Raw genomic sequence first — 18,339 nt, 5'->3', positions numbered from 1 at the left:
TGTGATGTGCGTCACAAAAATAGGTCTCATTACCGGAAAAAGTCACTTGCAATAAAGAGGATTTTCGTCATTACCTGAATAGGTAAAACTATTTACCCTTGTCTGACGATACATTAGTGCCGATTCCGTTGTTCTGATGGTTGAAACGTTTTATGCTGCACGTTCTTCTGTTGGGGGTGGTAGATTCACATAATAAGTTTAATATTGTTAATCTGGAAGTGAATATATTCGTATTCTCTTAAATAATTCATTCGATGTTTTCCCAGTTCGTGTTTTTTGGAACGATTATTTAATCGGTTTACCACAATATTTATTTCCTTAGCAGAAACTTCATTAAAATCAGTTCCCTTTGGAAAGTATTGTCTAATTAACCCATTTTTTATTTTCGGTGTTATTTTTACGGCTTTTTTAAACAGGAAATCGGGTATTTTTCTGTTTCGGTCAATTATGTATCGGTCATAGTGCATTTGCCTTTGGCGAGCAAGATTTTTGCTATTAGCAACGGATCGCTCTTCTGAAAAATTGCACTTATTAGTCGAATACGCCAAGTTATTTTATTTTAAAATTATTTATTTATGGTATTGAATATAACTGGTATTATATTTTTTCATGATCTAATTATTGCAATGTAATGTTTAATTAAATTGTTTTTAATTTGTATTTTCCTGTTTGTGATATTTACGTAGACGGCATATTTTTGCCGTTGAAAAATAATGTATTATGAATTATTTTAATTTAATGTTATATTTTACCTAATTGAACCTACAAGTTTTTTTATCAATATTGCATAGGTTGTATTTGGCGTTTGAAGTGTTCGTTCCTTATCAAAATGGAAGGAATACTTTACAGGCGATTATTAAAGTAACATTTTGATAATTTAAGATGAATTATTTTTTTCAAGGTTTAATATCTTTTTAAAATAATTTTAATTGGATATTAATATAAAGTGGATAAATTATATACCCAATGGATTTCGAGTTGCAGCGCGGCGGCAAATGAACGAATCCCCAGGAGCATAGATAACTATGTGACTGGGGTGAGTGAAAGCAGCCAACAAAGCAGCAACTTGAAGGATGAAGGGTATATACCCAATGGATTTCGAGTTGCAGCGCGACGGCAAGTGAACGAATCCCCAGGAGCATAGATAACTATGTGACTGGGGTGAGTGAAAGCAGCCAACAAAGCAGCAACTTGAAGGATGAAGGGTATAACGGATATAACAATGATTTGATGTTTATGCAGAATCAATGCAGTTAACGATTCCATTCTTTATTATGGAATTCAGCATCAGATAATAAAAATTGGAGCAAATTAACGGTGTTTATCCAAAAGCAGGAATAAAAAAGAATGTCTTATTCCAGGGTCATAAGATGAATTATTTATTCCGTTATCGAGGAAATTAACGTCGAAGAATTGCTCATTGGTTGTTATTAACCGGGCTATGGCATCCAGTACCTGAGTATTTTGAATTAATGTCAGACGTGTCCGTGTTTATTTCTTGGGGGCAAGAAGTAAGAGAAAAACACTGATGATAACTGTCAGTAATGACGGTTTTCAAATTTCTAACAGATTCGTTGAGGTAATAGATGAAAGATAACATTGCTGAAGTAGGAAATATTCTTCAGGCTCAGACGTCAGAAAATGTAATCAGCGTAAATAACACTTCACAACAAATTCAGAACGTAAAGAATATTCCCCAGGTATTTACATCCAGTGAATCATTCTGGTGTGAGCGTCTTGCCTCTTTGCAACCCTTCCAGTTACCTTTCGAAATCACTGGGAAACAGACAGAACCCAGATGGGTAATGAGTCCCTGGCAGCCGCCGTTGCCAAAAAATGGTGAAGAGGATTCATTGCGGACACTATTGCAGGCATTCGTTATCTATCTTGCGCGTTTGACTCATCAGACTGAATTCCAAATTGGTTGGTGCGTGGAAGTAAACGATAACCAGGCAGATTTGATGCCGGTGGTGCCTATGGCCGTTGAGGTGGTGTTTGATGAACCTTGGAGTGTGATAGCTGATCAGATTGATGACGAACTTGCCCGGTTGACACAGCACCGTACATTGAGCCGTGATCTCCTTTCCCGCTCTCCTTTATTACAGGCTATCCCGGCATTAACAAGTAGCAGGCCGTGGCAGATCGCCGTTTCTGTGCTAAAGGATGACAGGCAATACGATCGGGAAGTACCCGGCGAATTGCTGACCCTTCAGATGAATGCGCAGGGTAGTTTTCGTTGGATTTACGATAAGAACCGTTTGAGTGCGGAGGTGGTTCAACGGATGAGCGAACACTTACAGGTGTTGGTAGCGTCAAAAAAGGCAGATGATGAAATCCCCGTTGGGCAGCTTAATTTATTACCTGAGGCCGAACGGACATTGCTGCTAGAAACCTGGAATCCTACTGAAACCCCCTATCCTGATCCGTTGTGTATTCATCAGCGATTTGAACAACAAGTCGAGCAGTCCCCGGAAGCCACAGCGCTGGTGTATCAAGAGCAGGCTCTCAGCTATGCTGAACTGAATATCTGTGCCAACCGCCTGGCCCATCAACTGATTGCACTGGGTGTAGCGCCAGATCAGCGGGTGGCGATTTGTGTAACTCGTTCCCCAGCAATGGTGGTGGCGTTGTTGGCGGTATTAAAAGCGGGTGGGGCTTATGTGCCGCTGGATTCAACCTATCCGGGGGAGCGGCTGGCGTATATCCTGAATGATGCGGCTCCGTCAGTGGTCTTGGCTGATGCGGTTGGAACGGCGGTGCTGGGCGAACAGGCGTTAGCAGGGCTGACGGTGCTTGACCCGAATACTCAGTTTGACCAGCCAGATAGTAATCCGTTAGTGGCTAAGTTGACGCCTCAACATCTGGCATATGTGATTTACACTTCTGGCTCCACCGGGCAGCCGAAAGGGGTGATGGTAGAGCATCAGGCTATTTATCAACGTTATCTGGGTTTTAATGACACCTATGCTGTTACGGCGCAAGACCGGGTATTGCAATTTGTCGCGTTTGCGTTTGATGTTTCAGTGGAAGATTTCTTCTCGTCATTATGCAACGGAGCTACGTTAGTCATGCGGGATGATAGCTGGCTGGCTTCTATACCGGAATTTATTGCTTTAGTCCGACAATATCGCATTACAGTGATGTCATTGCCGACTTTATTCTGGTCTGAACTGGCGGCTAGAGACCATGGATTACCGCTGCCGGATTGTCTCCGGCTCATCATCATTGGCGGTGAAGCGGTAAAACAGCACGCTGTGCAGGATTGGTTTGCTCAGGAAGGCCATCGGCCCCGGCTATTGAATGGTTATGGACCGACGGAAAATACGGTGACGGTGACCTATAAGGATGTGTTATCCCTGGCAGATGCGCGTTCTATTGGCCGGCCAGCTAAGAATGCCCGCATTTATCTGCTGGACAGAGACGGTCAACCGGTGCCATTAGGCTGCACTGGCGAAATGTATATTGGTGGCGTGGGGGTAGCACGGGGTTATCTGAACCGACCGACCTTAAGCGCGGAACGTTTTATGCTGGACCCTTTTAGTCCGGTATTCGGTGCGCGAATGTATCGTACCGGGGATTTGGCCCGCTACCTGCCGGGCGGTGATTTGGAATTCCTGGGCCGTAACGACGAGCAGGTTAAAATTCGCGGCTTCCGGGTTGAGCTGGGGGAAATTGAAACCCGGCTGGTGGAATACCCGGCGGTACAAGAGGCGGTAGTGCTGGCATTGGATGACGGGCAGAGCAAACGGTTAGTCGCTTATGTGACGGTGGATGCACATGAACATGAGAGGTTGGCTGCCCGTTTGCGTGAACACCTGAGTACCCGGTTGCCGGATTATATGGTACCGGCGGCTTTTGTGCGTCTGGATAGTTTCCCACAGACCCCGAACGGCAAGCTGGATCGCCGGGCATTACCGGCACCAGGAGAGGAAGATTTTGCCCGTCAGATTTATGTAGCCCCGCAAGGAGAGGCTGAGATTATTCTGGCAGCACTCTGGCGTGAGTTACTGGGTATTGAGCAGATTAGCCGGTATGACAGCTTCTTTGCATTGGGGGGGCACTCACTGCTTGGCGTGCAGATGATTGAACGTCTGCGTCACCGGGGATTGACACTGACAGCGCGTGATCTGTTCCAGTCTCCGGTGCTGTCTGAATTGGCCCAAGTGCTGGGACGGCACCGGGCTGTAACGGTACCGCCTAACGTCATCACTCCGGCAACTACGGCACTGACGCCGGCGATGTTACCGCTGATTGATCTGACTCAGACTGACATTGACCACATCGTTGAACAGGTGCCGGGTGGGATAGCCAATATTCAGGATATTTATGCCTTGTCGCCGTTGCAGGACGGTATCCTGTTCCACCACTTGTTGGAAAAAAGAGGCGACCCTTATCTGGTGCTCTATCCGGTGGCCTTTGCTAATCGGTCTTTGCTGGACCGTTATCTGACGGCAGTGCAACAGGCGGTTGATCGCCATGATATCTTGCGGACGGCTTTTATCTGGCAAGGATTGTCTGTCCCGGCGCAGGTGGTTTTGCGTCGGGCGCGGTTGCCCGTGACGGAACTGACGCTGGACCCGGCTGATGGCCCAGTCATTGACCAGTTAACTCGGCGTTTTGATCCGGATCAGCATCGTCTTGACCTGAGTCAGGCCCCGCTACTGCATTTTGTCATTGCTCAGGAAACCGATGGTCGCTGGTTCTTACTGGAATTGCAGCATCATTTGATCGGTGACCATGAAACGATGGAAGTGATGCACCGTGAAGTGCAGGCGTATTTTGCCGGGCAGGCAGATGACCTACCTGTGCCGGTCCCTTTCCGTAATCTGGTGGCTGAGGCCCGGCTGGGGGTAAGTCAGGAAGCCCACACCCGTTTCTTTACCGACATGTTGGCGGAAGTGGATGAGCCAACCCTGCCATTTGGATTGACGGAGGTGCATTGTGATGGATCTCAGATGATGGAATCACACCGGATGCTGGCACCTGATCTGAATGACCGTCTTCGCCATCAGGCCCGACGTGCAGGTGTCAGTTTGGCAGCCTTGTGTCATCTGGCTTGGGCGCAAGTGCTGTCGCATACCAGTGGTCAGGAAAAAGTGGTGTTTGGCACCGTCCTGTTTGGGCGCATGGCGGTGGCGGAGGGGGTTGATAGTAGTATGGGGCTGTTTATCAATACCCTGCCACTGCGGTTAGATATCGATGATACTCCGATACGGGACAGCGTGCGTGCGGTGCATCTACGATTGGCTGGATTGCTGGAGCATGAGCATGCCTCACTGGCGTTGGCTCAGCGATGCAGTGGGGTTGTCAGTGGTGCACCTCTCTTTAGTGCTCTGTTGAATTATCGACATAATTATCAACCGGTGACTGCGGATGAAATGATGGACGGCATTGAATTCCTGGGTGAACAGGAGCGGACCAACTATCCGTTTGTGCTGTCGGTGGAGGATTTTGGTGAATCTCTGGGGCTAACTGCTCAGGTGGTACAGCCGTTTGAGCCGGATCGGCTATGCGGTTATATGCAACAGGCTTTGGAAAGTCTGATAGAGGCACTTGAACAGGTGCCGGAAACGCCGGTACGTGCACTGAACATCTTGCCTGAAACGGAACAGAAGTTGTTGCTGGAAACGTGGAATGCTACCGAAGCACTGTATCCTGAACAGTTAGGCATTCATCAATTGTTTGAACAACAGGCAGCGAAAACCCCGCAAGCGACGGCGCTGATAGCGGGAGATCAGACCCTCAGTTACGCAGAACTGAATGCCTGTGCTAACCGACTAGCCCGTCAATTGATCGAACAAGGCGTTTGCCCAGATGAATACGTTGTGATCCTGTTGCCGCGATCGGTTGAACTGGTGGTAGCCCAGTTGGCTATCCTCAAGGTTGGTGCTGTTTACGTACCGATAGATCCCAGTGTACCGGACGAACGGCGGAACTGGTTGATAAATGATTGTTCAGCTAAGTTGCTGATTACGAACGTGCAATCTGATATTCCGATCGGCCTTTCTGTTCCGGTGTTTTGTCTCTCTGATGAGAAAAATACGAACAGAGTGGAAGAGGGGATAAACCTTGATTTACCGCATTCCAGCACTGGGTCAGCCTATATCATGTATACCTCAGGCTCAACCGGCCTACCAAAAGGGGTAATCGTGCCGCATCGTGCGGTGGTCCGGCTGGTCATCAATAATGGCTATGCTGCAATCGGACCAAATGATCGAGTTGCTTTTACAGCCAATCCCGCTTTCGATGCCAGTACTTTCGAAGTCTGGGCACCTTTGCTTAACGGCAGTGCTTTGGTGGTTATCGACCATGATACTTTGCTGACACCCCAGGAGTTAGTACAGGCTCTACAGGCTCACCGTATTACTGTTCTGTGGCTGACTATCGGGTTGTTTAACCGACTAGCGGTGGAGTTGTCCCCGGTTCTTCCGCAAATAAAAATTCTGATTTTCGGGGGAGATATACCCGATTTGCACGTGATTGCTCAGGTTCTGGGTAATCGTCCACCACAACAATTATTACAGGCTTATGGTCCGAGTGAGGGAACTACCTTTACCACAATGTATCCTATCGAGGCGTTACCGCAGGGAGTGATCCGGCTGCCTATTGGCCGGCCAATCGCTAATACACGTGTTTATCTGCTGGATGCTTATGGTCAACCGGTGCCGTTGGGGGCGACCGGAGAGATTTATGTTGGTGGAGACGGGGTTGCTTGTGGTTATCTCAATCGCCCTGAATTGACGGCTGAGCGTTTCCTGATTGATCCATTTAGTCATCAACCGGATGCGCGCATGTACCGGACTGGGGATTTAGCTCGCTATCTGCCGGATGGCAATTTGGAATTCCTTGGCCGTAATGACCAACAGGTCAAAATCCGCGGTTTCCGGATTGAACCGGGAGAAATTGAGGCTCGTCTGGCAGAATTCCCTGTAGTGCGTGAGGCTGCGGTTTTGGCGTTGAGTGACGGTCAGGACAAACGGCTGGTTGCTTATGTGGTGGCGCCAGAAGATGAGAATTTGGTTAATAGTTTGCGTGCTCATTTGAGTGCAATTTTGCCTGACCATATGGTGCCGTCAGCCTTTGTGCGTCTGGATGCGTTTCCACTGACGCCGAATGGTAAGTTGGATCGTCGTGCGTTACCGACACCGGATAGTGAAGCCGTTGCCCGTCAGATTTATGAAGCGCCACAAGGAGAAACGGAGATTGCCCTGGCGGCGATTTGGCGTGAATTACTGGGGATTGAACAGGTTAGCCGGCATGACAGCTTTTTTGCATTGGGCGGCCATTCACTGCTCGCTGTACGGATGATTGAACGCTTACGTCACTTAGGGTTGACATTGGCGGCGCGTGATCTGTTCCAGTCTCCAGTGTTGTCAGAACTGGCCCAAATGTTGGGGCGGCATCGGGCTGTGATGGTGCCGGCTAATATTATTACGCCAGCAACCACAGCATTAACACCGGCGATGTTACCGTTGATAGATCTGACTCAGCCAGAGATTGACTCTATCGTCGGGCAAGTGCCGGGCGGAGTGGCCAATATTCAGGATATCTATGCCTTGTCGCCATTGCAGGACGGTATCCTGTTCCACCACTTACTGGCAAACGAAGGTGATCCGTATTTGTTAGCGGGTCAGATGGTCTTTGCGAATCGGACTTTGCTGGACCGTTATCTGACGGCGGTACAACAGGTGGTTGATCGCCATGATATTCTGCGGACCGCTTTTGTCTGGCAAGGATTATCCGTCCCGGCTCAGGTAGTCTGGCGTCAGGCCCCTTTGTCGGTGACTGAATTGACGCTAGACCCGATTGATGGGCCGGTTTGTGATCAACTGGCGCAACGTTTTAACCCTCGTCATTATCGCCTCGATTTGGGTCAGGCACCGCTGTTGCGTTTTGTGGTGGCACAGGAAACCGATGGCCGCTGGTTTTTACTGGAATTGCAACATCACTTAATTGGCGACCATACCACAATGAAAGTGATGAACCGTGAAGTGCAGGCATATTTTTCCGGGCAGATGGACCGCCTGCCTGACCCAGTACCATTCCGCAATCTGGTGGCTGAGGTTCGGTTGGGGATGAGTCAGGCTGAGCATACCCGTTTCTTTACCGACATGTTGGCGGATGTGGATGAACCCACGTTGCCGTTCGGGCTGGCGGAAGTGCATCGTGATGGATCACAGGAGATAGAATCTCACCGGATGCTGACGATCGGGTTGAGTGACCGTCTTCGCCATCAGGCCCGGCGTTTGGGTGTCAGTCTGGCGGCTTTGTGTCATCTGGCTTGGGCACAAGTACTGGCGTGTACCAGTGGTCAGGAGAAAGTGGTATTTGGCACCGTGCTATTTGGGCGTATGGCAGCGGGAGAAGGCGCTGACAGTGGGATGGGGCTGTTTATTAATACTTTGCCGTTACGTCTGGATATCGATAATACCCCGGTACGTGACAGCGTGCGGGCGGTGCATCTACGACTGGCTGGGTTGCTGGCGCATGAGCATGCTTCACTGGCGCTAGCCCAGCGGTGCAGTGGGGTTGCCAGCGGTACGCCACTCTTTAGCTCCTTGTTGAACTATCGACATAATGATCAGGCAGGAAATTCCGATGCAACGATGGAAGGTATTGAATTTCTTGGCGAACATGAGAGTACTAACTACCCCTTTGGGCTGTCGGTAGAGGATGATGGTTCCACGTTGGGACTGATCGCTCATGTGGTTCAACCGTTTGAACCGGATAGGATATGCGATTATGTGCAGCAGGCGCTGGAAAGTCTGGTGGCAGCCCTTGAGCAGGCCCCGGAGACACCGGTACAGGCACTGAACATCCTGCCTGAAGCGGAACGCACGCTGTTGCTGGAAACCTGGAATGCCACAGAAACCGCCTACCCTGACCCGCTATGTCTTCATCAATTGTTTGAGCAACAGGCAGAGAAAATCCCGGAAGCTACAGCTCTGGTGTATCAGGAGCACAGTCTCAGTTATGCCGAATTAAATGCCGGTGCTAACCGTCTGGCCCATCAACTCATTGCGCTGGGTATTGTGCCTGAGCAACGGGTGGCAATTTGCGTAGCACGCTCCCCAGCGATGGTGATGGCAATGTTGGCGGTATTGAAAGCCGGCGCGGCTTATGTGCCGCTGGATTCAACTTACCCAGCGGAGCGTCTGGCGTATATCCTGAATGATACGGCTCCGTCAATGGTATTAGCGGATACAATCGGACGAGCAGCACTGGGTGACGAGGCGTTGGCCGGGCTGATGGTACTTGACCCAAATATCCAGCCTGACCAGCCGGACGACAACCCACAGATCCCGGCGTTGACGCCACAGAATCTGGCTTACGTCATCTATACCTCTGGCTCCACCGGACAGCCGAAAGGGGTGATGGTAGAGCATCAAGCGTTGTATCAACGTTATCTGGGTGTTAATGAACTCTATGCTGTCACCGAGCAAGACCGAGTGTTGCAATTTGCCGCTTTTGCGTTTGATGTTTCGGTGGAAGAGTGCTTCTCGTCACTATGTAACGGGGCCACGCTGGTTATTCGGGATGACAGTTGGCTGGCTTCGATGCCGGAATTTATTGCCTTAACCCAGCAAAACCGCATCACGGTTGCGTTTCTGCCGACTCTATTCTGGTCTGAACTGGCGGCCAGAGACAACGGATGGCCACTGCCAGATTGCCTCAGACTGATCATCATTGGTAGTGAGGCGGTGAAAAGGAACGCCATTCAGGACTGGTTTACGCAAGAAGGCCACCGACCTCAGCTATTGAACGCTTATGGCCCGACGGAAAATACCGTGACGGCGACTTGTAAGGAGATCTTATCCCCAGCAGATGATCGTTCTATAGGCAGACCGATTAAAAATACCTGCGTCTACCTGCTGGACAGATACGGCCAGCCGGTGCCATTAGGTTGCGTTGGAGAAATGTATATTGGCGGCGTGGGGGTGGCACAGGGTTATCTGAATCGGCCAGCATTGAGTGCAGAACGTTTTATACTTGATCCTTTTAGTCTGGTATCCGGTGCGCGGATGTATCGCACGGGGGATTTGGCCCGTTACCTGCCGGACGGTGAGCTAGAATTTCTGGGCCGCAATGACCAACAGGTTAAAATTCGCGGTTTCCGGGTTGAACTGGGGGAAATTGAAACTCGGCTGGTGGAACACCCGGCGGTGCAAGAGGCTGCGGTGTTGGCGCTGGATGATGAGCTGGGCAAACGGCTGGTCGCCTATGTGGCAGCGGAAGCGCATGAGAGATTGACGGCTGATTTACGTGAATACCTGAGCGCTATTTTACCTGACTATATGATACCAGCGGCCTTTGTGCGCTTGGACTCCTTCCCTCAGACCCCGAACGGAAAACTGGATCGCCGGGCGTTGCCTGCGCCGGGGGAGGCGGCATTTGCCCGTCAAGTCTATGAAGCTCCGCAAGGGAAGATAGAGACAATGCTGGCGACTGTCTGGTGTGAGTTACTGGGCGTAGAGCAGATTAGCCGGCATGATAGCTTCTTCGCGTTGGGTGGCCATTCGTTGCTCGCTGTGCGCATGATTGAACGCTTGCGGCGTATCGGTCTGGGAATATCGGTACAAACGCTATTTCAACATCCAACACTCCGTGTTTTGGCACAGTCCTTGGTGCAGCATAATGAAATCCGGGTACCGGACAACTGTATTACACCGGATACTACGGTGCTGACACCAGACCTACTGCCGTTGATTGACCTGACCCAGCCTGAAATTGATCACATCGTTGAGCAGGTGCCGGGCGGGATAGTGAATATTCAGGATATCTATGCGCTATCGCCGTTGCAGGATGGCATTTTGTTCCACCATCTATTGGAGAAAGAAGGTGATCCGTATCTGTTAGTCTCCCAGATGGTTTTTGCTGATCGCGCTCTGTTGGATCGTTATCTGACGGCGGTTCAACGGACAATTGATCGGCACGATATTTTACGTACCGCTTTTATCTGGCAGGGATTGTCTGTTCCGGTGCAAGTGGTTTGGCGTCAGGCTCCATTGTCAGTGACGGAGTTGACACTGAACCCGGCGAACGGTCCGGTCAGTGATCAGTTAGCCCGGCGTTTTGATCCGGGTCGGTATCGTCTTGACCTCAGTCAGGCGCCACTACTGCGTTTTGTCATTGCTCAGGAAACTGATGGTCGCTGGTTCTTACTGGAATTGCATCATCATTTAATCGGCGACCATGAAACGATGGAAGTGATGCACCGTGAAGTACTGGCGTATCTGACGGGTCAGGAGGATAGCCTGCCGGCGCCGGTTCCGTTCCGCAATTTGGTGGCTCAGGCTCAGTTAGGTGTCAGTCAGGAAGCGCATACCCGTTTCTTTACCGATATGTTGGCAGAAGTGGATGAGCCGACGCTACCGTTCGGGCTGGCGGAGGTGCATCGTGATGGTTCGCAGGTGATGGAGTCTCACGGGATGTTGGCTCCTGAACTGAATGATCGTTTGCGCAGTCAGGCCCGGCGTTTGGGTGTCAGTTTGGCGGCGTTGTGTCATCTGGCTTGGGCACAGGTGTTGTCGTGCACCAGTGGTCAGAAGAACGTGGTGTTTGGCACGGTGTTATTTGGGCGTATGCAGGCGGGAGGGAGTGCTGAGAATGGCATGGGGCTATTTATCAATACGTTGCCGTTGCGGCTGGATATTGATGATACCCCGGTCAGGGATAGTGTACAGATAGCACATACCCGACTTGCCGGATTATTAGCACATGAGCACGCTTCACTGGCGCTGGCCCAACGTTGCAGTGGTGTGCGGGGTGAGATCCCACTCTTTAATAGTTTGTTGAACTATCGACATAATGCCTTGCCGGAAACGTCAGATGAACTGATAAACGGTATTGAATTTCTTGGCGGACAGGAACGGACCAACTATCCATTTGTGCTATCGGTCGAGGATTTTGGTGAATCACTGGGGCTGACGGCTCAGGTAGTGCAACCGTTTGATCCGGAAAGCCTATGTGGTTATATGCAACAGGCGTTGGAGAGTCTGGTGGAGGCACTTGAGCAAGCCCCAGAGACGCCGGTACGTGAATTGAACATCTTACCTGAAGCGGAACAGAGGTTGCTGTTGGAAACGTGGAACGCTACTGAAGCACCGTATCCTGAGCAACTATGCATTCATCAATTGTTTGAACAGCAGGTGAAGAAAACCCCAGAGGCGACGGCACTGATAGCGGGAGATAAAACCCTGAGTTATGCGGAGTTAAATGCCCGTGCTAATCGGTTGGCTCGTCAGCTAATTGAACGAGGGGGTTGTCCCGGTGATCATATTGCGACTCTGTTTGCACGCTCCATTGAACTGGTAGTGGCCCAATTGGCTATTCTCAAAGTCGGCGCTGTTTACGTACCGATAGATCCCAGCGTGCCGGATGAGCGGAAAAACTGGTTGATAAATGATTGTTCAGCTAAGTTGTTGATTACTGATGGGCAATCTGATGTTCCGGTTGGCCTCTCTGTTTCCCTGTTTTGTCTCTCTGATGAGACAGACACGCTCAGGGAGGAAGATCACATCAACCCTGATTTACCACGTTCTAGCGCCGGGTCCGCGTATATCATGTATACCTCCGGTTCAACCGGCCTGCCCAAAGGGGTAATCGTGCCGCATCGTGCAGTGGTTCGGCTGGTCATCAATAATGGCTATGCTGAAATTGGATCGGATGACCGGGTCGCCTTTACGGCTAATCCGGCTTTCGATGCCAGCACGTTTGAAGTTTGGGCGCCGTTGCTCAATGGTGGTGCTCTGGTGATTATCAACCATGCTACTTTGCTGACACCCCAGGAGTTAGTACAGGATTTACAAGCTCACCGCATCACGGTTCTGTGGTTGACTATCGGATTGTTTAACCGGCTGGCGGCAGAGTTATCCCCAGTCCTTCCACGGATTAAGATCTTGATTTTCGGGGGAGATATACCCGATTTGCATGTGATTGCTCAGGTTCTGGATAATCGCCCACCACAACAATTATTGCAGGCTTATGGTCCGAGTGAGGGAACCACCTTTACCACGATGTATCCTATCGAGGCGTTACAGCAGGGAGTAACCCGGATTCCGATTGGTCGGCCAATCGCTAACACGCGTGTTTATCTGTTGGATGCTTATGAACAGCCAGTACCGCCAGGGGTGATCGGTGAGATTTATGTTGGGGGAGATGGGGTGGCTCTGGGTTATTTCAATCGCCCTGAGTTAACCGCCGAACGTTTCCTTGTTGATCCGTTTAGTAACAATCCGGATGCGCGCATGTACCGGACTGGGGATTTGGCTCGTTACCTGCCGGACGGTAATTTGGAATTTCTTGGCCGTAATGACCAGCAGGTCAAAATCCGCGGTTTCCGAATTGAGCCGGGAGAAATTGAGACGCGTTTGGCAGAGTACCCGGCGGTACGTGAAGCCGCTGTGTTGGCGCTCGACGATGGGCAGAATAAACGTCTGGTTGCCTATGTGGTGGCGCTAGAGGATGAAGGGTTGGTTAATAGTTTGCGTGATCACCTGAGCGCCATTTTGCCTGATTATATGGTGCCGTCAGCTTTTGTGCGTCTGGATGCGTTTCCATTGACGCCGAATGGTAAGTTGGATCGTCGTGCGTTACCGGAGCCGGATAGTGAAGCCGTTGCTCGTCAGGTTTACGAAGCGCCACGAGGAGAAACGGAGATTGCCCTGGCGGCGATTTGGCGTGAATTACTGGGGATTGAACAGGTTAGCCGACATGACAGCTTTTTTGCGTTGGGTGGCCATTCACTGCTCGCTGTGCGGATGATTGAACGCTTGCGTCACTTAGGGTTGACATTGGCGGCACGTGATCTGTTCCAGTCTCCGGTACTGTCAGACTTGGCTCAAACGTTGGGTCAGTATCAGGCTGTGATCGTGCCGCCTAATGTCATTACATCGGCAACCACGGCGTTGACGCCGGCGATGTTGCCGCTGATAGATCTTACTCAACCAGAGATTGACCGTATCGTCGGGCAAGTGCCGGGTGGGATGGCCAATATTCAGGATATCTATGCTCTGTCACCGTTGCAGGACGGTATTTTGTTCCACCATTTACTGGCAAAGGAAGGTGATCCGTATTTGCTATCCGGTCAGATGGCATTTGCTGATCGGACTCTGCTGGATCGTTATCTGGCGGCGGTACAACAGGTGGTTGATAGACACGATATTCTGCGGACTGCCTTTATCTGGGAAGGGTTGTCAATACCAGCTCAGGTGGTTTGGCGTCAAGCATCCTTGTCAGTGACTGAACTGACACTGGACCCGGCTGATGGATCGGTTAGCGAGCAATTGGCTGAACGTTTTGATCCTTGTCGCCATCGCCTTGATCTGAATCAGGCACCGTTGTTGCGGTTTGTGGTGGCACAGGAAACAGATGGACGTTGGATTGCCCTGCAATTGCTGCATCATCTGATTGGCGACCATACCACGCTGGATGTGATGAATAGCGAGGTTCAAGCGTATCTTGCCGGACAAGAGGACAGCTTACCTTCCCCTGTATCTTTCCGTAATCTGGTCGCTCAGGCTCAATTGGGGGTGAGTCAGGATGCTCATATTCGCTTCTTTACCGACATGCTGGCTGAAGTGGATGAACCCACGTTGCCATTCGGATTGACGGAAGTGCATCGTGATGGTTCACAGGTGACGGAATCACACCGAATGTTAGCGCCTGAACTGAATGATCGTCTACGTAGTCAGGCCCGACGTTTGGGCGTTAGTTTGGCGGCTATGTGTCATTTGGCTTGGGCGCAAGTGTTGTCGCGTACCAGCGGACAGGAACAGGTGGTGTTCGGTACCGTAGTATTTGGGCGTATGGCGGTAGGAAAAGGCGTCGACAGCGGTATGGGACTGTTTATCAATACCTTACCACTACGGCTGGATATCGATGATACGCCGGTGCGTGATAGTGTACTGGCAACACATACCCGACTGGCGGGATTGTTAGAACATGAGCATGCCTCACTGGCGCTAGCTCAGCGTTGTAGTGGTGTACAGGATGGCGGTCCACTCTTTAGCGCTCTGCTGAATTACCGGCATAATGATCAGTCGATGACTTCCGATGAGATTGTACAAGGCATTGAATTCCTTAACGCGCGGGAGCTTACCAACTATCCATTTGCTTTGTCGGTAGAAGATTTTGGTAACGCACTGGGGCTGACGGCGCAAGTTGTCCAGCCATTTGAGTCAGAACGGGTATGCGGTTATATGCAACAGGCGCTGCAAAGCTTGGTGGAGGCACTGGAACAGACACCGGAAACGCCGGTGCGGGTATTACAGATCTTGCCAGAAGCGGAACGGAAGCTGTTGTTGAAAACCTGGAATACCACAGAAATAGCATATCCTGACCAAGGGTATATTCATCAATTATTTGAACAACAGGTGGAGAGAACGCCTGATGTCACCGCGTTGGTATATGAAGAACAGACGTTCAGCTATGCAGAATTGAATGCTCGTGCTAACCGGCAGGCCCATCAACTGATTGCGTTGGGTGTTGAACCTGACCAGCGGGTGGCGATTTGTGTGGCTCGTTCACCGGCGATGGTCGTGGGATTGTTGGCAGTGCTGAAGGCGGGTGCAGCTTATGTGCCGCTAGATCCGGATTATCCGGGCGAACGTTTATCATATATTTTGTCTGATGTTTCACCGGTTATTTTACTGGCCGATGCAGCTGGGCGTACAGCGCTGGGCGAAAAAGCATTTACTGGACTGACGGTACTTGATCCGAATGTATTGCCAGATCAGCCGGACAGCAATCCGCGAATATCTGAATTGACCTCACGGCATCTGGCCTATGTGATTTACACCTCCGGTTCTACCGGCACGCCGAAGGGCGTGATGGTTGAACATGGGCAACTGGTCAATCAAATTACTTCGCTGAATATGAAGTGGTCGCTTAGCGCATGTGACCGTATATTGCAATTTTGCAACCTTTCTTTTGACGTCTGTGCATCAGAAATATTTTGCGCAATAACCCGGGGGGCACGATTAGTCTTGAGGACGAATCAGTGGACCCTTAGTGCGCAGGAGTTCTGGCATCTGTGTGAATCCTATGAAATTACGTATATTGCGGTACCTGCTCAATTCTGGCGGATAATATCCAATGTTAATGAGGGCGATATCTATAAGGGCTTAAGGATTATTTGCGTTGGTGGGGAAGCGATATCTAATCATGAGTTGCAACGTTGGTTATCGGTTCACCGTGAATACCCTGTTCTGGTTAATTGCTACGGTCCGACAGAAGCCACGATTACGTCGACGATATCCTGTCTGAATGAAATGGTAGGGCAGGCCAATATCATTGGTCGTCCACTGCCGAATACACGTGTTTACTTGTTGGGCGTCGATGGTCAGCCGGTACCGCTAGGAGCAGTGGGGGAATTGTATATTGGAGGAACCGGTGTTGCACGGGGTTATCTCAATCGTCCTGAGCTAACTGCTGAACGTTTCCTGACTGACCCGTTTAATGTTGATTTGGGTGCACGCATGTACCGCACCGGGGATTTGGCCCGCTACCTGCCGGACGGCAACCTGGAATTCCTTGGCCGTAATGACCATCAGGTGAAAATCCGGGGATTCCGTGTTGAACTGGGGGAAATAGAGGCCCGGTTGACGGAGCATCCTGCGGTAAGCAAATCCGTTGTGTTAGCGCTGGGTGAAGGGCAGGACAAACATCTGGTTGCCTATGTGGTGGCGCCAGTGAATGAAGGGTTGGCTAATAGCCTGCGTACCCACCTGAATACAATTTTACCTGATTATATGGTGCCGGCGGCTTTTGTGCGTTTGGATGAGTTTCCGTTGACCCCTAACGGTAAATTGGATCGTCGTGCTTTACCGGCACCGGGCAATCAAGCCTTTGCCCGTCAGGTTTACGAAGCGCCACTTGGAGAAGTAGAAACTGCATTGGCGGCGATTTGGAGTGAGTTGTTGGGCGTTAAGCAGGTCAGCCGGTATGACAACTTCTTCGCGTTGGGCGGTCACTCACTGCTCGCCATGCGCATGACAAGCCTTGCTGCTGGTCGTGGATGGGTTTGTACATTGAATGCATTGTTCCAATTCCCGGTGCTGACTGAACTGGCTGCAAAAATCACCTCAGATTCGCTGTCTGAGCCGCAAACCAGTGCTATATCGGTGCGATCTGATGGAACAGAGCAGCCATTGTTCTTTGTTCCCAGTGGAATGGGCGATTATTCCTATGTCTTCGGGTTAGCTCAGCATATCCAGTCAGGGATGCCGATTTATGCATTACCTTGGCCGTCGATCGATGAGGAGACGATGGCTACGATGGAAGCACAGGCGGCCAGAATGATCACCTTGATGAAAGCGGTTCAGCCGGATGGTCCGTATCGGCTGGGAGGTTACTCCTCTGGCGGTATATTGGCTTATGCGATGGTTCAGCAGCTTTTGAATGCCGGAGAAAGGGTTAATTTCTTAGGCTTGATTGATACATCCGCGCCTCATTATTTTGGGGAACAGCCGATACCACCTCAACGTCATTTCTTTAGTGAGTTGGCCCGGCAGTCAGGGGAACAGCACCCAGAAGAGGTTACGGCGTTGTACCAGCGAATTGATGAGCTGAGTTTGGTGCAGTTTATTGAGGCGGCACAACAATTGGCGTTATATCCGGCCAATCTGAGAGCTGAGGTTATTGCGAAGCGTTGGGAGCAGATAGAGAACTATACGCAAATAGTCAGAGATTATCAGCCACAGGCATTAGTAATAACGTTGCATCAATTTTATGCGCTGGAACCTTACCCTGAGACGTCTTTTATGACGGATGAAAAGCCAGAACTTGTCACTATAGAACCGTCGCTGGGCTGGGAACAGGTGATGCCTGATACTTCACTTCGGTTGATTGCTGTTCCGGGTAACCATTTTAGTTTATTGGAAGAGAGTGAGAATCGAATTGCGTTAGCTCAGGCTTTGAATATGGCATTAGCAATCCATTGTGATGGGGAGGGACAGTGACCTGAATATATTAAGGAATATGAAATAATTTAGTCTTGGTGTGATAATCCGGTATATATTGCTTATACCGGATTATTTTTATGCTTGGGACAAGGCAGATGGTCATTGCTATATAAGTTATCTTTACGTGTTTTTTTTACTATTGTTGTTATTTTTATTTTATTAATTTTTTATCGTATTAAAAAGATATTTAATTGTGTGATTTTGGTTTTTATTTTTACGAATAATTCATAATTGTGATAATAAAGTGTAATTAATAGCAATGTGTTTCTTAATAGCAAGGTGTAATGATTAAATTAATATTGATTTAATATTTTCGAATGATAAGTTATTACGAGTGTGGAAAAATAGTAAAGATAATCCTTTTTATAAGTAACTG

1 protein-coding gene and 1 pseudogene are annotated in these 18,339 nt (G+C 49.9%); one reads left to right on the top strand and one right to left on the bottom strand.

Annotation, left to right across the window (positions count from 1 at the left end; translation table 11 throughout):
• Positions 1 to 207: 207 nt before the first annotated feature.
• Positions 208 to 377 (bottom strand): annotated as a pseudogene (locus tag BDD30_RS03945) (IS30 family transposase); the annotation flags it as partial.
• Positions 378 to 1,586: 1,209 nt separating this feature from the next.
• Between BDD30_RS03945 and BDD30_RS03935 the strand changes: the two are divergent.
• Complete coding sequence (locus tag BDD30_RS03935) at positions 1,587 to 17,960, top strand: non-ribosomal peptide synthetase (protein ID WP_015833634.1); 16,374 nt, start codon at positions 1,587 to 1,589, stop codon at positions 17,958 to 17,960.
• Positions 17,961 to 18,339 lie beyond the last annotated feature (379 nt).

The organism is Photorhabdus asymbiotica, assembly GCF_003634575.1.
GTDB lineage: Bacteria > Pseudomonadota > Gammaproteobacteria > Enterobacterales > Enterobacteriaceae > Photorhabdus > Photorhabdus asymbiotica.
Note: the sequence above shows the minus strand (reverse complement) of the source record. Positions and strands in the feature narration are given on the sequence as shown.

Bases quoted from the DNA above. Each gene is read 5' to 3' on its own strand.
- BDD30_RS03935 (WP_015833634.1), top strand. From the start codon at position 1,587: ATGAAAGATAACATTGCTGAAGTAGGAAATATTCTTCAGGCTCAGACG.